Below are 17,221 nucleotides of genomic sequence, written 5' to 3'. Positions count from 1 at the left end.
AGATCCTGATCAGAATAAATCAAACCTGGCATTGAGTAGAGTAAATAATAAAGCAGCGCATGCAAGATTTAAGAGTATAACAAAACGGGCGGAAACATTCACTGAACAAATCTCCTGATCATGTATTAGACAGAGAATGACTGTAATGTAAAACCATCTTACATACACCTACTAAAAAAGACAGATAAAACAAGGTGCCATCCGATGAGATAGCTAAGCATTTGCGCCTTGGATAGGTCTTACCATCGGAGCATCGGGTTATGCTCGCTTGTTGAGTGCTGAGAAATGAAGAGATTAGAGGTTTATAAGAGGTAGCCAGTTTGTCAAACGAGATAGTTTATTTACGATGCTCAACATATTGAATTATATGGCTTTATTATGGTGGGTTGAAGGGCATTAAAACGAAATTATCACAAGCATACAGTTCTGTTTCGCTTGGGGCCTGAAAGCAGATGGGGACGGTTTTCACTTTTTCTTCTAAAGGTCCAGAATACTTTGCCGATAGTGAACATAGCGGCGCAGGAGCCAAATGGTGCAAGCCGTAAACTTAATTTAAGTTCAGTCAAATAGGAATTACTATCATGGCACAAGTCATCAATACCAACAGCCTCTCGCTGATCACTCAGAACAACATCAACAAGAACCAGTCTGCGATGTCAACAGCCATTGAGCGTCTGTCATCCGGCCTGCGTATCAATAGTGCAAAAGATGACGCTGCTGGCCAGGCGATTGCCAACCGCTTCACCTCTAACATTAAAGGTCTGACTCAGGCTGCGCGTAACGCCAATGACGGTATTTCTGTTGCGCAGACCACTGAAGGCGCACTGTCTGAAATCAACAACAACTTACAGCGTATCCGTGAACTTACCGTTCAGTCTTCTACAGGTACTAACTCCCAGTCTGACCTGGACTCCATCCAGGACGAAATCAAATCCCGTCTGGACGAAATTGACCGCGTTTCCGGTCAGACTCAGTTCAACGGTGTGAACGTGCTGGCAAAAGACGGCTCCATGAAAATTCAGGTTGGCGCGAACGATGGCCAGACCATCACTATCGACCTGAAAAAAATTGACTCGTCTACTCTGAACCTGACTGGCTTTAACGTTAATGGTGAAGGTTCAGTAGCTAATAAGGCAGCAACTAAAGCTGATTTGACAGCTGCTCAGCTCACTACAACAGCTGCTGGCGGTTCTATCGCTGCTCCTGCTGCAGATGCTAATGGCGTAACTAAGTATACAGTAAGCGCGGGATTGAACGAATCTACCGTAGCTGACGTGTTTGCTGGCTTAGGTGATACTGCCGTAGTTAATGCTAATATTACCAGTGGTTTCGACGCTGTTACTGGTAGTAACTATACGTATCATAAAGATACTAATGATTTTACATTCAATGCTACTATTGCAGCTGGTGACGCAACAACTCCAAGTAATAGCGCCAAGTTACAATCTATCCTGACTCCTAAAGCAGGTGATACCGCTAATCTGAACGTTAAGATTGGTACAACATCTGTAGATGTTGTTCTGTCAAGCGATGGTAAAATCACTGCGAAAGATGGTTCCAAGCTTTTCATTGGTATTGATGGCAACCTGACTCAGAACAATGCTGGTGCTGATATTAAGCCTGCAACTCTTGATGCTCTTACTCAAAACACAACTACTCCTGCGGCGGCAGTTCCAGTCACCATTACGACCGAAGATAAGACTGAAATCAAATTAGCGGGTGCAACTGTTGCTGGTCAGAGTGGTGCAATTGTAGTTACTGGTGCCCGAATCAGCGCTGAAGCTATGCAGTCTGCTACCAAAACGACTGGTTTCACAACTGGCACAACGACAGTAGCAGCTAATACTGGCAAAGTTACAATTGGTGCTAAGCAAGCTTACACTCAGACTGACGGTACGTTAGCTGCCAAGAATGAAACTGAGATTTTCCTGCAGAAAGACGGCTCCATTACTAACAATTCCGGTAAGGCTGTATATGTACAGGAAGATGGGAAATTCACCACAGATGCAGCAACTAAAGCAGCAACCACTGCTGACCCACTGAAAGCGCTGGACGATGCTATTGCCTCTATCGATAAGTTCCGTTCTTCTCTGGGTGCAGTACAGAACCGTCTGAGCTCTGCTGTGACCAACCTTAACAACACTACCACTAACCTGTCTGAAGCGCAGTCCCGTATTCAGGATGCCGACTATGCGACTGAAGTGTCGAATATGTCCAAAGCGCAGATCATTCAGCAGGCTGGTAACTCCGTGCTGTCCAAAGCTAACCAGGTTCCTCAGCAGGTTCTGTCTCTGCTGCAAGGCTAATTTCATATTAAGTGTCAAAGCCCCATATATGTGGGGCTTTTTTATTGGCTGAATAAGGTCGTTAAAAGTAGTCAAATCCTTTAATCAAAGCTCGCACGATGATTTAGCATTTCACCAGTTTCGCTCCGTTTACACAGGTCCAGTTGTGATTAAAAAACAGGCATTCAAATTTTTGCTTGAACCAAACAAAGGTCAGTTATCTGACTTTTTGGCCTTTGCTGGTTCCTGTCGTTTTGTTTACAACAAAGGCCTTGCTCTTCTTAACGAGAGTTACCGTTCGGGTAAAAAATTCATAGGCTACAATCAGCTGGCTTCTGAATTAGTGCAATGGAAGAATGAAGAGAGCCTTTCTTGGTTGAAAGAAGCTCCATCTCAGTGTTTACAGCAATCGTTAAGAGATTTAGACAGAGCATTCAGAAACTTTTTCACCGGCAAATCACAATATCCAAAGTTTAAAAAGAAAGGTCGGCATGATTCTTTCCGTATACCATGCCAAAGGGTTAGAGTAGATCAAGAAAAAAAACTGGTATCTCTCCCTAAAGTCGGCTGGGTAAAGTATCGCAAGAGCCGTGAAATCATTGGTGATTTAAAAAATGCAACTATTTCCCTTAATCAGGGGAAATGGTATATCAGTTTTAATACAGATCAAACAGTTCCTGATCCAATACACCCCTCTGATATCAAAACTACAATTGTACTTAATAATGTGAATAGCGTTCATCTGTCATCTGGGGTTGGCGGTGATAACACTTACCAAGCGGAAGAAAGGAAAAAGTTAATCCGTCTCAATAAAACACTGGCGAGAAGAAAGAAATACAGCAAAAATTGGCTAAAAACCAAAGGTAAAATTGATAGAGTAAGATCAAAGGCAGCAAGGATAAGACTTGATAATATCCATAAAGCAACCACGGCAATTTGTAAAAATCACGCAGTTGTTGAGGTTGTGAACTTGATGGATTCTGTATCTGCCAAGAACGATAAGACTCTGAGTATGAGATACGAATTTGTCAGGCAGTTGATATACAAACAAGAGTGGCTAGGTGGTGAAATTATTCGCCGAGAAAGTAAACTCTTGTAACGGTTTTTTTCCGTGATGATGTTGTACTATGTGATGAATTTTAAGCGGCAGGGCATGTCGTTTATGCTTGTGGAGGAAGGTTAATTCAACTTCCGTTGAAGCAAGAATCTCTTGATTGTTATTGAGAATGTCAACGTCTGGTCCAATACTTTACAAGCGGAAGTATATAAGTGTGTTGAAATGGATTTGCGAGTTTTCGGTTGTGAAAGCTAAAAGCTAACTCAAAACGTAATTTATAAACTACTCGGTATCTCAACTAGTACCTCCCCTCAGTGATTCTTGAAAATAGGCTTAAAACTTACTGGGTCAGCGACAGACTCAGGTTACCAAGCTTGTTTACAAAATAGAATTACTTGACTGCTCTATTGGCTGTGTACGGAACAATGAGTGAAAATTGAAGTATAGGAGCAATTTACGAGGCAGAAAAAGAAGATAAAAAAAGCTGAGTAAAACACGCAATATCCTTAATAGAACGAGTTAAGTAAACTGCCGCCCGTCTTATGCAAAACGGGCGGCGAATGGCCGGTGATGGGGCGATAGTAAGAGTTGCAGAGCGAGCTTCGAAACTGATAAAGGCTTTGCGGTAATCGAACCTGTAATGAAGAAGACGCCAAGTGATGTGTTGTTGATTCTGTGCGACTGCCACACACAGTTTGCCAATCTGATGGGGCTGTCACTCATGACAGATGATGGCGAAGCGAGCGAAGGTGCTGCTCTGGAAGGGGGAGGTGCTTGGCAGAGTGACGTTCTTCATCAACCGCGCGCTGGGTGATGATGACTGCCCAACAATTTAATTTACATTGCTTAACTGTAGGCACTCGTTATCACTCAATGAACAGGAGATCGTATGCTGACGATTTGGGCGCTACAGTGTAATATGCATGCCAGTCGTTGATGGGGTAGTTACTGTGGAGTGTCCACCGCTGTGTCCATCAAGAAGATTTAATCCGCATAGCGAGTAAATAAATCCATACATATGAAGAACATAAGAAATTTCTCCATCATTGCTCACATTGACCACGGTAAGTCGACGCTGTCTGACCGTATTATCCAGATTTGCGGTGGCCTGTCTGATCGTGAAATGGCAGCCCAGGTTCTGGACTCCATGGACCTGGAACGCGAACGCGGTATTACCATCAAAGCGCAGAGCGTGACGCTCGACTATAAAGCTTCCGATGGTGAAACCTATCAGCTGAACTTTATCGACACCCCAGGGCACGTTGACTTCTCTTATGAAGTGTCACGCTCGCTGGCGGCCTGCGAAGGCGCGCTGCTGGTGGTGGATGCCGGACAGGGCGTAGAGGCCCAGACGCTGGCAAACTGCTACACCGCCATGGAAATGGATCTCGAAGTGGTGCCGGTTCTGAATAAAATCGACCTGCCAGCCGCCGATCCTGAGCGCGTAGCGGAAGAGATTGAAGACATCGTCGGTATTGATGCGACCGATGCAGTGCGCTGCTCGGCGAAAACCGGCGTCGGCGTTCCGGATGTACTGGAACGTCTGGTGCGTGATATTCCGCCGCCGGAAGGTGACCCGGATGCGCCGCTACAGGCGCTGATCATCGACTCCTGGTTTGATAACTACCTCGGCGTTGTTTCGCTGGTGCGTATTAAAAACGGCACCATGCGTAAAGGCGACAAAATCAAGGTCATGAGCACCGGCCAGGTCTACAACGCTGACCGTCTGGGCATCTTCACGCCAAAACAGGTTGACCGTACCGAGCTGAAATGCGGCGAAGTGGGCTGGCTGGTCTGTGCCATTAAAGACATCCTCGGCGCGCCGGTGGGTGATACCCTGACCGGTGCACGTAACCCGGCAGATAAAGCGCTGCCAGGCTTCAAAAAGGTGAAACCGCAGGTTTATGCGGGTCTGTTCCCGGTCAGCTCTGACGATTACGAAAACTTCCGCGATGCGCTCGGAAAGCTGAGCCTCAACGATGCCTCCCTGTTCTACGAGCCAGAAAGCTCAACGGCGCTGGGCTTCGGCTTCCGCTGTGGCTTCCTCGGTCTGCTGCACATGGAGATCATTCAGGAACGTCTGGAGCGTGAATACGATCTGGATCTGATCACCACCGCCCCGACGGTTGTCTACGAAGTAGAAACCACGTCTAAAGAGGTGATCTACGTCGACAGCCCGTCCAAGCTCCCGCCACTGAATAATATTCAGGAACTGCGCGAGCCTATCGCAGAGTGTCACATGCTGCTGCCGCAGGAGTTCCTCGGCAACGTGATCACCCTGTGTATTGAGAAGCGTGGCGTGCAGACCAACATGGTTTACCACGGTAACCAGGTGGCGCTGACCTATGAAATTCCGATGGCGGAAGTAGTGCTCGACTTCTTCGACCGTCTGAAGTCTACCTCCCGTGGCTATGCGTCGCTGGACTACAACTTCAAACGCTTCCAGGCCTCGAACATGGTTCGCGTGGATGTACTGATCAACGGCGAGCGTGTTGATGCCCTGGCGCTGATCACCCACAACGATAACGCACCGTACCGTGGTCGTGAGCTGGTTGAGAAGATGAAAGATCTCATCCCGCGTCAGCAGTTTGACATTGCGATTCAGGCGGCCATTGGTAACCACATCATTGCCCGTTCAACCGTGAAGCAGCTGCGTAAAAACGTTCTGGCTAAGTGCTATGGCGGCGACGTCAGCCGTAAGAAAAAGCTGTTGCAGAAGCAGAAAGAAGGTAAGAAGCGTATGAAGCAGGTCGGTAACGTTGAGCTGCCGCAGGAAGCATTCCTTGCCATCCTTCATGTTGGTAAAGACGGTAACGGTAAATAACCTTAAGGAGTTGGCATGGCGAACATGTTTGCCCTGATCCTGGTCATCGCTACCCTGGTGACAGGTCTGTTGTGGTGCCTGGATAAGTTTATCTTCGCCCCAAAACGCCGTGAACGTCAGGCTGCCGCGCAGGCAGCCACGGGCGATGCGCTGGACGCGAAAACCCTGAAAAAAGTCGGCCCAAAACCGGGCTGGCTGGAAACAGGGGCATCGGTATTCCCGGTGCTGGCGATTGTGCTGGTGGTGCGTTCATTTATCTATGAACCGTTCCAGATCCCGTCAGGATCGATGATGCCAACGCTGCTGATCGGTGATTTCATTCTGGTTGAGAAGTTTGCCTATGGCATCAAAGATCCGATCTACCAGAAAACGCTGATCGAAACGGGTCATCCGAAACGTGGCGACATCGTGGTGTTTAAATATCCGGAAGATCCACGGCTGGATTATATTAAACGCGCGGTAGGTCTGCCGGGCGATAAAGTAACCTACGATCCGGTGGCGAAAGAGGTGACCATTCAGCCAGGCTGTAGCTCTGGAACTGCATGTGAAAATGCGCTGCCAGTCACTTACTCCAACGTTGAGCCAAGTGATTTTGTGCAGACCTTTGCCCGCCGTAACGGCGGTGAAGCGACCAGCGGATTCTTCCAGGTGCCCAAAGGTGAAACCAAAGAGAACGGTATTCGTCTGGTTGAACGGAAAGAAACGCTGGGCGATGTCACTCACCGCATTCTGACCGTGCCAATCGCACAGGATCAACTGGCAATGTACTACCAGCAGCCAGGCCAACAGCTGGCGACCTGGATTGTGCCACCGGGACACTACTTCATGATGGGTGACAACCGCGATAACTCTGCGGACAGCCGTTACTGGGGCTTTGTGCCGGAAGCGAATCTGGTCGGTAAAGCAACGGCTATCTGGATGAGTTTTGAGAAGCAGGAAGGCGAGTGGCCGACCGGCGTTCGCCTGAATCGTATTGGCGGAATTCATTAATTTTCGTCAAAAATAACACGTAGCGGCTTTTATTCGCCGCTACGTGAATTATTTCAGCGATAAATCTCTTTGAACTAACGACATCCCCTGTCGTTGTGTATAGAATATTCCCCCGAAGTTTAAGGTTGGCCCTGCAAGGGTGCCACGGCACACGAAACCGCGTTGGTTTTCTCAGGTCGGTTTCGTGTGCTGCATTTTTGACGCATTCATTTATTGGTATCGCATGAACCCCATCGTAATTAATCGGCTTCAACGGAAGCTGGGCTACACTTTTCATCATCAGGAGTTGTTGCAACAGGCATTAACCCATCGCAGTGCCAGCAGCAAACATAATGAGCGTCTCGAGTTTTTAGGCGACTCTATTTTAAGTTTCGTGATTGCAAATGCGCTTTATCATCGTTTTCCGCGTGTGGACGAAGGTGATATGAGCCGCATGCGCGCCACGCTGGTGCGCGGCAATACCCTCGCTGAAATCGCACGCGAGTTTGAGCTGGGTGAATGTCTGCGTCTGGGGCCAGGTGAGCTGAAAAGTGGTGGTTTCCGTCGTGAATCCATCCTTGCCGATACGGTCGAGGCATTGATCGGTGGCGTGTTCCTGGACAGCGATATCCAGACCGTAGAAAAGCTGATCCTGAACTGGTATCAGACCCGCCTGGACGAAATCAGCCCGGGCGATAAACAAAAAGATCCTAAAACGCGTCTGCAAGAATATTTGCAGGGTCGTCATCTGCCGCTGCCATCCTATCTGGTGGTGCAGGTACGTGGCGAAGCGCACGATCAGGAATTTACCATCCATTGCCAGGTCAGTGGCCTGAGTGAACCGGTGGTCGGCACGGGTTCAAGTCGTCGTAAGGCTGAACAGGCTGCCGCCGAACAGGCGTTAAAAATGCTGGAGCTGGAATGAGCATCGACAAAACCTATTGCGGATTTATTGCCATCGTCGGACGTCCGAACGTTGGCAAATCCACCCTGCTGAATAATCTGCTTGGGCAGAAGATTTCTATCACCTCGCGTAAGGCGCAGACCACGCGTCACCGCATCGTCGGTATCCATACTGAAGGCGCGTATCAGGCGATTTACGTCGATACCCCGGGCCTGCACATGGAAGAGAAGCGCGCCATCAACCGTCTGATGAACAAGGCGGCGAGCAGCTCCATTGGCGACGTAGAGCTGGTGATTTTCGTTGTGGAAGGCACCCGCTGGACGCCGGACGACGAAATGGTCCTGAACAAGCTGCGCGACGGCAAAACGCCGGTGATCCTTGCGGTCAATAAAGTGGACAATGTGCAGGAAAAAGCCGATCTGCTGCCGCACCTGCAATGGCTGGGCAGCCAGATGAACTTCCTCGACATCGTTCCGCTGTCTGCGGAGACGGGTCTGAACGTTGATACCATCGCGGGCATCGTGCGCAAGCATCTGCCGGAAGCGACTCATCACTTCCCTGAAGACTACATCACCGATCGCTCTCAGCGTTTTATGGCGTCTGAAATCATCCGTGAGAAGCTGATGCGTTTCCTGGGCGCTGAACTGCCGTACTCTGTGACGGTGGAGATCGAGCGTTTCCAGAGCAACGAGCGCGGCGGTTACGATATTAACGGTCTGATCCTCGTTGAGCGTGAAGGGCAGAAGAAGATGGTGATCGGTAATAAAGGCGCCAAGATCAAAACTATCGGAATCGAAGCCCGTAAAGACATGCAGGACATGTTTGAAGCACCGGTTCACCTGGAACTGTGGGTGAAAGTGAAATCTGGCTGGGCCGATGATGAGCGTGCGCTGCGCAGCCTCGGTTACGGCGAAGATCAGTAACCTAAGACGACGAGCATATGGATGGATGGCAGCGCGCCTTTGTCCTGCATAGTCGTCCCTGGAGCGAAACCAGCCTGATGCTGGACGTCTTCACGGAAGAGTCCGGTCGCGTGCGCCTTGTTGCCAAAGGCGCACGTTCCAGACGTTCTAATCTCAAAGGTGCCTTGCAGCCTTTCACCCCACTGCTGGTCCGCTTTGGCGGGCGAGGGGAAGTCAAAACCCTCCGCAGTGCTGAAGCCGTTTCCCTCGCGCTTCCTCTTTCTGGTATCACGCTCTACAGCGGTTTGTACGTCAACGAACTCATCTCACGGGTGCTTGAACATGAGACCCGCTTCTCTGAACTTTTCTTTGATTACCTGCACTGTATCCAGTCGCTCGCTGGCGCAACCGGCACTCCTGAGCCTGTGCTGCGTCGTTTCGAGCTGGCGCTGCTCGGTCACCTTGGATACGGTGTTGATTTTCTGCACTGCGCGGGGAGTGGGGACGAGGTAGAAGATACCATGACCTATCGCTATCGTGAGGAAAAGGGCTTTATTGCCAGTGTCGTCGTCGATAACAGCACCTTTACCGGGCGCCAGCTCAGAGCACTGTATGAACGCGAGTTCCCGGACGCCGACACCCTGCGTGCGGCAAAACGCTTTACCCGAATTGCGCTCAAGCCGTATCTTGGGGGCAAACCTTTAAAGAGCCGCGAATTATTCAGGCAGTTTATGCCGAAACGCTAATGTTTTACCCCTCACCCCAGCCCTCTCCCGGAGGGAGAGGGAGAAGGTAAATGAACAAAAATACCGAGGATTGTCATGGCTGAATTACTGTTAGGCGTCAACATCGATCACATTGCCACCCTGCGCAACGCGCGCGGCACGGCGTATCCGGATCCGGTTCAGGCGGCGTTTATCGCCGAGCAGGCTGGGGCGGACGGCATTACCGTCCATCTGCGTGAAGACCGTCGCCACATCACCGATCGCGACGTGCGTATCCTGCGCCAGACGCTGGATACCCGCATGAATCTGGAGATGGCAGTAACGGAAGAGATGCTGACGATTGCCTGCGATACGAAGCCGCATTTCTGCTGCCTGGTGCCGGAAAAACGACAGGAAGTGACCACCGAAGGCGGTCTGGATGTGGCCGGGCAGCTCGACAAAATGCGCGATGCCTGCAAACGCCTGGCGGATGCCGGTATCCTGGTTTCACTGTTTATCGACGCCGATTTCACCCAGATTAAAGCCGCTGCCGACGTGGGCGCGCCGTATATTGAAATTCACACCGGCTGCTATGCCGATGCTGAAAACGACGCAGCGCAGGCGAAAGAGCTGGAGCGGATCGCCAAAGCGGCAACCTACGCCGCGAGCCTGGGACTGAAGGTTAACGCCGGTCACGGCCTGACCTATCACAACGTAAAAGCCATCGCTGCCCTGCCGGAAATGCACGAGCTGAACATCGGCCACGCCATTATTGGTCGTGCGGTGATGAGCGGCCTGAAAGAAGCGGTTTCCGAGATGAAGCGCCTGATGCTGGAAGCGCGTCAGTAATGGCTATTCTGGGCTTAGGCACCGACATCGTTGAAATAGCCCGCATCGAAGCGGTGATCGCCCGGAGCGGCGATCGCCTCGCAAGACGCGTGCTGAGCGATAACGAATGGGCTATCTGGGAGGCGCATCAGCAGCCGGTGCGCTTTCTGGCAAAGCGTTTCGCGGTAAAAGAGGCGGCGGCGAAAGCGTTCGGCACGGGCATTCGTAACGGCCTGGCGTTTAACCAGTTTGAAGTGTTTAACGATGAGCTGGGTAAGCCACGTCTGCGTTTATGGGGCGAGGCGCTTAAGCTGGCGGAGAAGCTGGGCGTGGCGCACATGCACGTAACGCTTGCAGATGAACGCCACTACGCCTGTGCGACGGTGATTATCGAAGGTTAAATTTTGTCCGCATGGTGCATCAGGACAAACTTATCCCACAGCTGTTCTTCGTTCTCGACATGTGCCGGATCTTTTAAGATCGTATTGGGAATGGGGCACACCTTCTGGCAGGTCGGCGTCTCATAGTGGCCAATGCACTCGGTGCAGCGGTCGCTGTTAATCTCATAAATGCTGTCGCCCATCGAAATCGCCTCGTTCGGGCATTCGGGTTCGCACATATCGCAGTTGATGCATTTTTTGGTGATTAACAGCGCCATCAGGAAATTCTCAGAAACATCACAAACAGGGCGGGCATTATACGCTCATTCGTTGTTCAAACCAGTTTTTTTACCAGCTCTTCGCTGTGACGAATACGCTCTGGCGCACGCTCCAGATCCTGCTGAACCAGCGCCATAAACAGCAGGTCCGTCAGCATCATCTGCGCACTCGTCGACGAAATCGCCGCGCTGCGAGTGGCCTGTTCCTCGGCGATGGTATACAGACAGCGGGTGGCCCGCTGCTGGAGCGCATTCGGGCTGAAGCCAGTAATGGCCAGAATTTTTCCTCCTACGCGCAGGGCTTCGTCGGTAGCCATATTAATTTCACGGCGCTCGCCGGAATAGGAGATGGCCAGCAGTAAATCGTCAGGATCCATGGCCTGCACGGTCGCCAGCAGCGCGTGCATATCCTGTTCAACGATGGCGTTATAGCCGATTTTTGTCAGCTTCCAGCCAAAGTTACGCGCAACCAGTCCGGACGCACCGATCCCGGTCAATACAATACGCCGCGCGTCGCGAAGCATGGCTACGCTTTCCAGCAGCTTCTCTTCCGTGTTCACATCCAGCGTGGCATGCATTGCCGCCACGTTCTCTTTGATCAGCTTTTCGCCGACCAGACGCATCGGATCGTCGCCGCGGATCTGGTTATGCACCGGCATTGACTGCGGATTAGGGTTGCTTACCAGTGCTTCACTGATCGCCAGTTTTAGCGCCGGAAAGCCTTTATAGCCTATCTTTTGGGCAAATTTCACCACGCTCGACTGGCTCACCCCGGCTTCGCCTGCCAGCTGCTGGGAGCTGAGGTGTCGCGCGCGATCGGGCTGGGAAAGTAAATAATCCGCCAGCTTTTTGTCACTCTGGGCAAACCCTGCGTAGCGCTGGCGAATACGAATTAAACAGTTCATACGGTCTCCTGGCGAAAATGTGATTACCTGCGCAAATACGAATTATGCTCGCCTGAATGAATTTTATATTCCATTATAGTGCGTTTATTATGAATTAAAAATTCCAGAGGTAAATAACATGAATCTAGGCTCTCTTGTTTCTGAAACGCGTAACCCGCAAACCATGGATCTTGATGCACTGTCCACGCTGGAGCTGGTAAACCGCTTTAATCAACAGGATACCCTCGTCGCGCTGGCAGTCAAAGAGACATTGCCCGAGGTGGCGAAAGCCGTAGACGCCGCTGCCGACGCTCTGAAAGCAGGAGGACGCATTATTTACATGGGGGCGGGTACCAGTGGGCGCCTCGGTGTGCTGGATGCCTCAGAATGTCCCCCGACCTTTGGCGTTCCGCACGGTCTGGTCGTTGGCCTGATTGCCGGTGGCCCCGGCGCGCTGCTGAAAGCGGTGGAAGGGGCAGAAGACAATAAACAGCTTGGGGAGGACGATCTCAGGGCGCTGAACCTGACCGCGCAGGATCTGGTCGTCGGGCTGGCGGCTTCTGGTCGTACGCCGTACGTCATTGGTGGGCTGGAATACGCCAGACAGACGGGATGTACCACGGTGGCCATCTCCTGTAACCCGGGCTCGCCGATTGCGCAGGTGGCCGCCATTGCCATCTCTCCGGTCGTCGGGCCGGAAGCGCTCACCGGCTCCACGCGCCTGAAATCCGGAACCGCACAGAAGCTGGTGCTCAATATGATCTCCACCGGCGCGATGGTGAAATTTGGCAAGGTCTACCAAAACCTGATGGTGGATATGCAGGCCACCAACGTCAAGCTGGTGGACAGAGCCTGCCGCATGGTGATGGAAGCGACAGGCGCCAGTCGTGAAGAGGCGGAAAAGGTGCTTCAGCAGACCGATCACGATGTAAAACCCGCCATTCTGATGATATTAACCGGGCTGGATGCAGCCGCGGCCAGAGCCAGGCTTGAAGCCCATCACGGGTTTTTACGGGCGGCATTAGAACATCAATAAGAGGCGTTTATGGACAAAACAGCAGCGCTCGCCAGCGACATCCTGCTTGGGATCGGTGGGGAAAAAAATATTCAGCGTCTGGAAAACTGCATGACGCGTGTACGCGTCGAGGTGTACAACGACGAAAAGCTTGATTTAACGCGCCTGAAGCAGCTCCCTGGCGTGAGCGGGTACGTTAAACAGGGGCAACAGCACCAGCTGATTGTCGGTCCGGGCAAAGCGGCGCAGGTGGTTGATGCCATGCGCGCCCTGATGACGGGCGGTGAAACGGCTCCCGCCTTTGACGACGCGGAACGCACCAAAGCGCAGGCGAAAGCCAAATACAAAGCCCCCATGAGCGATGCGCTGCGCCAGCTGGCAAACGTCTTTATTCCTCTTATCCCGGCGTTTATCGCGTCGGGGCTGATCACCGGGATTATCAATATCCTCAAGCGTCCGGATATTGTCGGGAATTTCGCCACCCAGTATCCGAACCTGCTGGGTATTCTGGCGATTTTCGGCAGCGCGGTGTTTGCCATCATGAATATTCTGGTGGGGGTGAACACGGCCAAAGTGTTCGGCGGCTCGCTGGCGATGGGCGGCGTAATGGCGGGTATCCTCTCCAGCCCGCAGCTGGCGCAGATTACGCTGTTTGGCGAGGCGCTTCAGCCTGGCCGCGGTGGGGTGATTGCCGTGCTGCTGGTGGTCATTCTGATGTGCTGGATTGAGAAAAAGCTACGCGCGTTGCTGCCAGGCTCGATTGAACTGATCCTCAACCCGCTGCTGACCACATTGATTACCGGGAGCGTGGCGATTGTGGCGCTGCAACCGTTAGGCGGCGCGATCTCTGAAGCCATCGCCCACGGCGCGTCTCTGGCGATCGATCGCGGCGGGCTGCTGGTGGGGGCCGTGCTGTCCGGGACCTTCCTGCCGTTAGTGCTGACCGGTCTGCATCAGGGGCTGGTGCCGATTCACGTCGAACTGGTACAGGCGCACGGCTATAACGCCCTGCTGCCGATCCTGTCGATGGCGGGCGTTGGGCAGGTCGGCGCGGCCATCGCGGTGCTGATGAAAACCCGCAACGCGCGTTTAAAAAAGGTCATTAAAGGGGCGCTGCCGGTCGGGTTGCTCGGTATCGGCGAGCCGCTGATTTTCGGCGTGACCTTGCCGCTGGGTAAGCCGTTCCTGGCCGCTTGTCTCGGTGGGGCGGTGGGCGGGGCGTTAATCAGCTACTGGAAAGTGGCGACCGTCATTACCTTCGGGATCTCCGGGTTACCGCTGGCATTAACCATCGTGACCGGAAAAGTGATGCTCTATCTGTTAGGCTATCTGGTAGCGGTGATCGCCGGGTTCCTGTTTACCTGGCTGTTAGGATTCAACGACCCAGAGGAGTAAGGTTTGGCCAGTCACGAGCGTCGCGTTGTCTTTTTTGATCTGGATGGAACGCTGCATCAGCAGGATATGTTCGGCACCTTTATGCGCTACCTGCTACGGCGCCAGCCCCTTAACGCGTTGCTCGTATTACCCCTGTTACCCGTTATTGGCATCGCGCTGCTGGTGAAAGGCCGTGCAGCGCGCTGGCCGATGAGCCTGCTGCTCTGGGGATGCACGTTTGGTCATAGCGAAGCGCGCCTCAAGCAGCTCGAACAGGATTTTGCGCACTGGTTTCGCGAGCACGTCGCCGCGTTTCCCGTGGTACAGGCGCGCCTGACCAGCTATCTCGACGCCAATGATGCCGATATCTGGCTGATTACTGGCTCCCCGCAGACGCTGGTGGAGCAAGTCTATTTTGATACGCCCTGGCTGCCGCGCGTAAATCTTATCGCCACGCAGATCGCGCGCGGCTACGGCGGCTGGGTGCTCACCCTGCGCTGCCTCGGACATGAAAAAGTGGTGCAGCTGGAGAAACGCATCGGTACGCCGCTGCGTCTGTACAGCGGCTACAGCGACAGCAAGCAGGACAACCCGCTGCTCTATTTTTGCCAGCACCGCTGGCGCGTCACGCCTCTGGGCGAACTTCAGCAACTCGAATAGTCTTATCTGTACCGGCTGTGTATAATGCCGCCCGCTTTTCGACTGGAGTATCAGCCCTTGTCCAACCCTGAACACAATCATGAATACTGGATGCGCCATGCGCTGGCGCTGGCTCAGCGCGCCTGGGAAGAGGGCGAAGTGCCCGTGGGCGCGGTACTGGTCCATAACAATCAGGTGATTGGGGAAGGGTGGAACCGTCCGATTGGCCGTCACGATCCTACCGCGCATGCTGAAATTATGGCGCTGCGTCAGGGCGGACTGGTGCTGCAAAACTATCGTCTGCTTGATACCACCCTGTATGTCACCCTTGAGCCGTGCGTAATGTGCTCCGGGGCGATGGTGCACAGCCGAATCGGTACGCTGGTGTTTGGCGCGCGGGATGAAAAGACGGGCGCTGCTGGTTCACTGATGGACGTACTTGGGCATCCGGGGATGAACCACCAGGTGAAAACTATCGGCGGGGTACTTGCACCAGAATGTTCGGGTCTGTTAAGTGACTTTTTTCGAATGCGTCGGCAGCAGAAAAAGCAACAAAAGGCAGAATTGAAACCGCAGGGTGATTAAGCTCTTCCGGTGCGACCACCGGATAGCTTTCAGCCAGCTGTTGCGCCTCGGCCGCCTCTTTTTCTTTCTCCAGCAGATATCCCACCAGGCTTATCTGATACTTACGAATATTTTCCACGTAGGCATACGCTTCATGGCCGCGCGCATAGCCATACGTCAGCTTCTGGTACCACTGTTTCTGGCTAAGCAGCGGCAGGCGCTGTTTTACATCTGACCAACTGTCCGGGTTACCTTTGGTTTTCGCCGTCAGCGCCCGCGCGTCGAGCATATGCGCATACCCCATGTTATAGGCGGCTAGCGCAAACCAGATCCGCTCCCCTTCCGGGACCGTCTCCGGCACTTTCGCCATCATATCCTGTAAATACTGCGCGCCGCCGCTGATGCTCTGTTCCGCATCGGTCCGGTCGCTGATGCCGAGGCTCTGGGCGGTATTTTTGGTGAGCATCATCAACCCGCGCACGCCCGTGGGGGAGGTGGCCTGAGCATCCCAGTGCGATTCCTGGTAGGAAATTGCCGCCAGCAGCTTCCAGTCAATCTCCTGGGCGTACTTCTCAAACAGCGGTTGCAGGTCCGGCAGCACGCTGTCCACCGCGCGCAGGAAGGTGCGGGTGTCAACGTAATCAAAATCGTCCCCGTGACCGAGATATTTCTCTTCCAGACGCGCCAGGGTGCCGTCTTCATTGATGGAATTAAAGAAATCGAGCATGGCCGCAGAGACGGTTTGATCGTCGTCCAGCTGGGTAAACCAGGTCACCGGCTGTTCGTCGGTCACATCCAGCGCCACGGCGATTTCAGGATGAACGCGCTGGAAAAGACTGATCGCCACCGAATCAGCAATGGTATAGGCCAGCTTTTTATCTTTTACCTGCTCCAGCAATTCGGTCGTGCCGAGTTTAGGATCGACCGTCCAGCTGAGGTTAGGGTATTTTTTCTCTTTCAACGCCCGCAGATCGTCAATCACCACATGGCCTGGCGCAATGGTCAATTGCTGGTCGGTGATGTCGGCCAGTGAGCGCGGGCGCAGGCTACCCACACGATAAACCACCTGCTGCGACACGGAGTAGTAGGTCGGGCCCGGCTGATAGTTTTTGCTGCGTTCGCTGTTGTACACCAGACCTGCGGCGAGAATATCGGCACGGTCATGGTCCAAATCATCAAACAGCTGGTTGATGTTCTGCCGCACGGTAACTTTCAGCTTCACGCCCAGATAGTCCGCAAACAGCTGTGCCAGTTCGTAATCAAGACCGATGGTTTTACCGTTGATATCGTCGTAAATAAGCGGGGAGGAGAGGGTACTGACGCGCAACTCCCCCCGCTCCTGAATGGCGGCGATACGGTTTTCGGCCTTGCCGAACCAGGGGATAGACGGCCAGAGGGCCACTGCCAGCAGCAACGTAACAATGCCGATGAGCAGATAATTAATCTTTAATTTTTTCAATTAGTTAATTCTCTGCGACGCCGGTTGCCTCAGTGTGCTGTAGTCATGTTAAGAGTAGAGTTTGCCATTGATTGAGCGGCATTTTGCGCAAAGTAGCGCCAGTTGGCAACCAATTAGAGAGACAGGTCACATCTATTGTTAAACATAAAGGTTGA

Annotated in this window: 16 protein-coding genes; 13 read left to right on the top strand and 3 right to left on the bottom strand. The window is 52.6% G+C overall.

Going from position 1 to position 17,221, the window contains the following annotated elements; translation table 11 throughout:
* Positions 1-581 precede the first annotated feature (581 nt).
* The 9 genes from BFV63_RS16260 (at position 582) to acpS (ending at position 10,874) form a co-directional block, all read left to right on the top strand.
* On the top strand, positions 582-2,306 hold the full coding sequence (locus BFV63_RS16260) for a FliC/FljB family flagellin (RefSeq protein ID WP_063155750.1): 1,725 nt from the start codon (positions 582-584) through the stop codon (positions 2,304-2,306).
* A gap of 145 nt (positions 2,307-2,451) precedes the next feature.
* Complete coding sequence (locus BFV63_RS16255; protein WP_048240400.1) at positions 2,452-3,384, top strand: RNA-guided endonuclease InsQ/TnpB family protein; 933 nt, start codon at positions 2,452-2,454, stop codon at positions 3,382-3,384.
* A gap of 976 nt (positions 3,385-4,360) precedes the next feature.
* Positions 4,361-6,166, top strand: a complete 1,806-nt coding sequence (lepA, locus tag BFV63_RS16250) for a translation elongation factor 4 (protein WP_003860714.1) — start codon at positions 4,361-4,363, stop codon at positions 6,164-6,166.
* 15 nt (positions 6,167-6,181) lie between these two features.
* Positions 6,182-7,156 carry a signal peptidase I gene (lepB, locus tag BFV63_RS16245; protein WP_003860712.1) on the top strand — a complete coding sequence of 325 codons (975 nt, stop codon included), beginning with the start codon at positions 6,182-6,184 and terminating at the stop codon, positions 7,154-7,156.
* A gap of 223 nt (positions 7,157-7,379) precedes the next feature.
* Positions 7,380-8,060 carry a ribonuclease III gene (gene rnc / locus BFV63_RS16240; RefSeq protein WP_003860711.1) on the top strand — a complete coding sequence of 227 codons (681 nt, stop codon included), beginning with the start codon at positions 7,380-7,382 and terminating at the stop codon, positions 8,058-8,060.
* Positions 8,057-8,962 carry a GTPase Era gene (gene era, locus BFV63_RS16235; RefSeq protein ID WP_003860709.1) on the top strand — a complete coding sequence of 302 codons (906 nt, stop codon included), beginning with the start codon at positions 8,057-8,059 and terminating at the stop codon, positions 8,960-8,962. The genes rnc and era overlap by 4 nt, the downstream gene beginning before the upstream one ends.
* A gap of 17 nt (positions 8,963-8,979) precedes the next feature.
* Positions 8,980-9,687 (top strand): DNA repair protein RecO, encoded by a 708-nt coding sequence (recO, locus tag BFV63_RS16230; protein ID WP_003860708.1) that lies wholly within the window; start codon positions 8,980-8,982, stop codon positions 9,685-9,687.
* A 75-nt stretch (positions 9,688-9,762) separates the two neighbouring features.
* A complete protein-coding gene (pdxJ, locus tag BFV63_RS16225; protein WP_003860707.1) occupies positions 9,763-10,494 on the top strand; it encodes a pyridoxine 5'-phosphate synthase in 732 nt (243 codons plus the stop codon).
* Positions 10,494-10,874 (top strand): holo-ACP synthase, encoded by a 381-nt coding sequence (gene acpS, locus BFV63_RS16220; RefSeq protein WP_003860706.1) that lies wholly within the window; start codon positions 10,494-10,496, stop codon positions 10,872-10,874. The genes pdxJ and acpS overlap by 1 nt, the downstream gene beginning before the upstream one ends.
* Here acpS and BFV63_RS16215 read toward each other — a convergent pair.
* Both BFV63_RS16215 and BFV63_RS16210 read right to left on the bottom strand, forming a co-directional pair.
* Positions 10,871-11,131, bottom strand: a complete 261-nt coding sequence (locus tag BFV63_RS16215) for a YfhL family 4Fe-4S dicluster ferredoxin (RefSeq protein ID WP_003860704.1) — start codon at positions 11,129-11,131, stop codon at positions 10,871-10,873. The two genes, acpS and BFV63_RS16215, sit on opposite strands and share 4 nt — an antisense overlap.
* Before the next feature lie 56 nt (positions 11,132-11,187).
* The gene (locus BFV63_RS16210) at positions 11,188-12,036 is read right to left on the bottom strand and encodes a MurR/RpiR family transcriptional regulator (protein ID WP_003860702.1); all 849 of its coding nucleotides are present in this window, start codon (positions 12,034-12,036) and stop codon (positions 11,188-11,190) included.
* A 118-nt stretch (positions 12,037-12,154) separates the two neighbouring features.
* Here BFV63_RS16210 and murQ point away from each other — a divergent pair, with 118 nt between their 5' ends.
* Genes murQ through tadA form a run of 4 tightly spaced genes read left to right on the top strand, consistent with a single transcriptional unit; the run spans position 12,155 to position 15,628 of the window.
* Positions 12,155-13,051, top strand: a complete 897-nt coding sequence (murQ, locus tag BFV63_RS16205; protein ID WP_003860700.1) for an N-acetylmuramic acid 6-phosphate etherase — start codon at positions 12,155-12,157, stop codon at positions 13,049-13,051.
* A 9-nt stretch (positions 13,052-13,060) separates the two neighbouring features.
* Positions 13,061-14,425: a PTS transporter subunit EIIC gene (locus BFV63_RS16200; RefSeq protein WP_023314660.1), complete on the top strand. Its 1,365-nt coding sequence runs from the start codon at positions 13,061-13,063 to the stop codon at positions 14,423-14,425.
* Positions 14,426-14,428: 3 nt separating this feature from the next.
* Entirely contained in the window at positions 14,429-15,064 is a 636-nt protein-coding gene (yfhb, locus tag BFV63_RS16195) for a phosphatidylglycerophosphatase C (RefSeq protein WP_048240402.1), read from the top strand.
* 24 nt (positions 15,065-15,088) lie between these two features.
* On the top strand, positions 15,089-15,628 hold the full coding sequence (gene tadA, locus BFV63_RS16190; protein WP_022651606.1) for a tRNA adenosine(34) deaminase TadA: 540 nt from the start codon (positions 15,089-15,091) through the stop codon (positions 15,626-15,628).
* Here tadA and mltF read toward each other — a convergent pair.
* Positions 15,516-17,066, bottom strand: a complete 1,551-nt coding sequence (gene mltF, locus BFV63_RS16185) for a membrane-bound lytic murein transglycosylase MltF (RefSeq protein ID WP_022651605.1) — start codon at positions 17,064-17,066, stop codon at positions 15,516-15,518. The two genes, tadA and mltF, sit on opposite strands and share 113 nt — an antisense overlap.
* Positions 17,067-17,221 lie beyond the last annotated feature (155 nt).

This window comes from Enterobacter hormaechei subsp. xiangfangensis (genome assembly GCF_001729785.1).
GTDB classification, from domain to species: Bacteria; Pseudomonadota; Gammaproteobacteria; order Enterobacterales; family Enterobacteriaceae; genus Enterobacter; species Enterobacter hormaechei_C.
Note: the sequence above shows the minus strand (reverse complement) of the source record. Positions and strands in the feature narration are given on the sequence as shown.

Coding starts and splice junctions, on each gene's coding strand:
- BFV63_RS16260 (WP_063155750.1), top strand. CDS start 582: ATGGCACAAGTCATCAATACCAACAGCCTCTCGCTGATCACTCAGAAC.
- lepA (WP_003860714.1), top strand. CDS start 4,361: ATGAAGAACATAAGAAATTTCTCCATCATTGCTCACATTGACCACGGT.
- lepB (WP_003860712.1), top strand. CDS start 6,182: ATGGCGAACATGTTTGCCCTGATCCTGGTCATCGCTACCCTGGTGACA.
- rnc (WP_003860711.1), top strand. CDS start 7,380: ATGAACCCCATCGTAATTAATCGGCTTCAACGGAAGCTGGGCTACACT.
- era (WP_003860709.1), top strand. CDS start 8,057: ATGAGCATCGACAAAACCTATTGCGGATTTATTGCCATCGTCGGACGT.
- recO (WP_003860708.1), top strand. CDS start 8,980: ATGGATGGATGGCAGCGCGCCTTTGTCCTGCATAGTCGTCCCTGGAGC.
- pdxJ (WP_003860707.1), top strand. CDS start 9,763: ATGGCTGAATTACTGTTAGGCGTCAACATCGATCACATTGCCACCCTG.
- acpS (WP_003860706.1), top strand. CDS start 10,494: ATGGCTATTCTGGGCTTAGGCACCGACATCGTTGAAATAGCCCGCATC.
- BFV63_RS16215 (WP_003860704.1), bottom strand. CDS start 11,131: ATGGCGCTGTTAATCACCAAAAAATGCATCAACTGCGATATGTGCGAA.
- BFV63_RS16210 (WP_003860702.1), bottom strand. CDS start 12,036: ATGAACTGTTTAATTCGTATTCGCCAGCGCTACGCAGGGTTTGCCCAG.
- murQ (WP_003860700.1), top strand. CDS start 12,155: ATGAATCTAGGCTCTCTTGTTTCTGAAACGCGTAACCCGCAAACCATG.
- BFV63_RS16200 (WP_023314660.1), top strand. CDS start 13,061: ATGGACAAAACAGCAGCGCTCGCCAGCGACATCCTGCTTGGGATCGGT.
- tadA (WP_022651606.1), top strand. CDS start 15,089: ATGCCGCCCGCTTTTCGACTGGAGTATCAGCCCTTGTCCAACCCTGAA.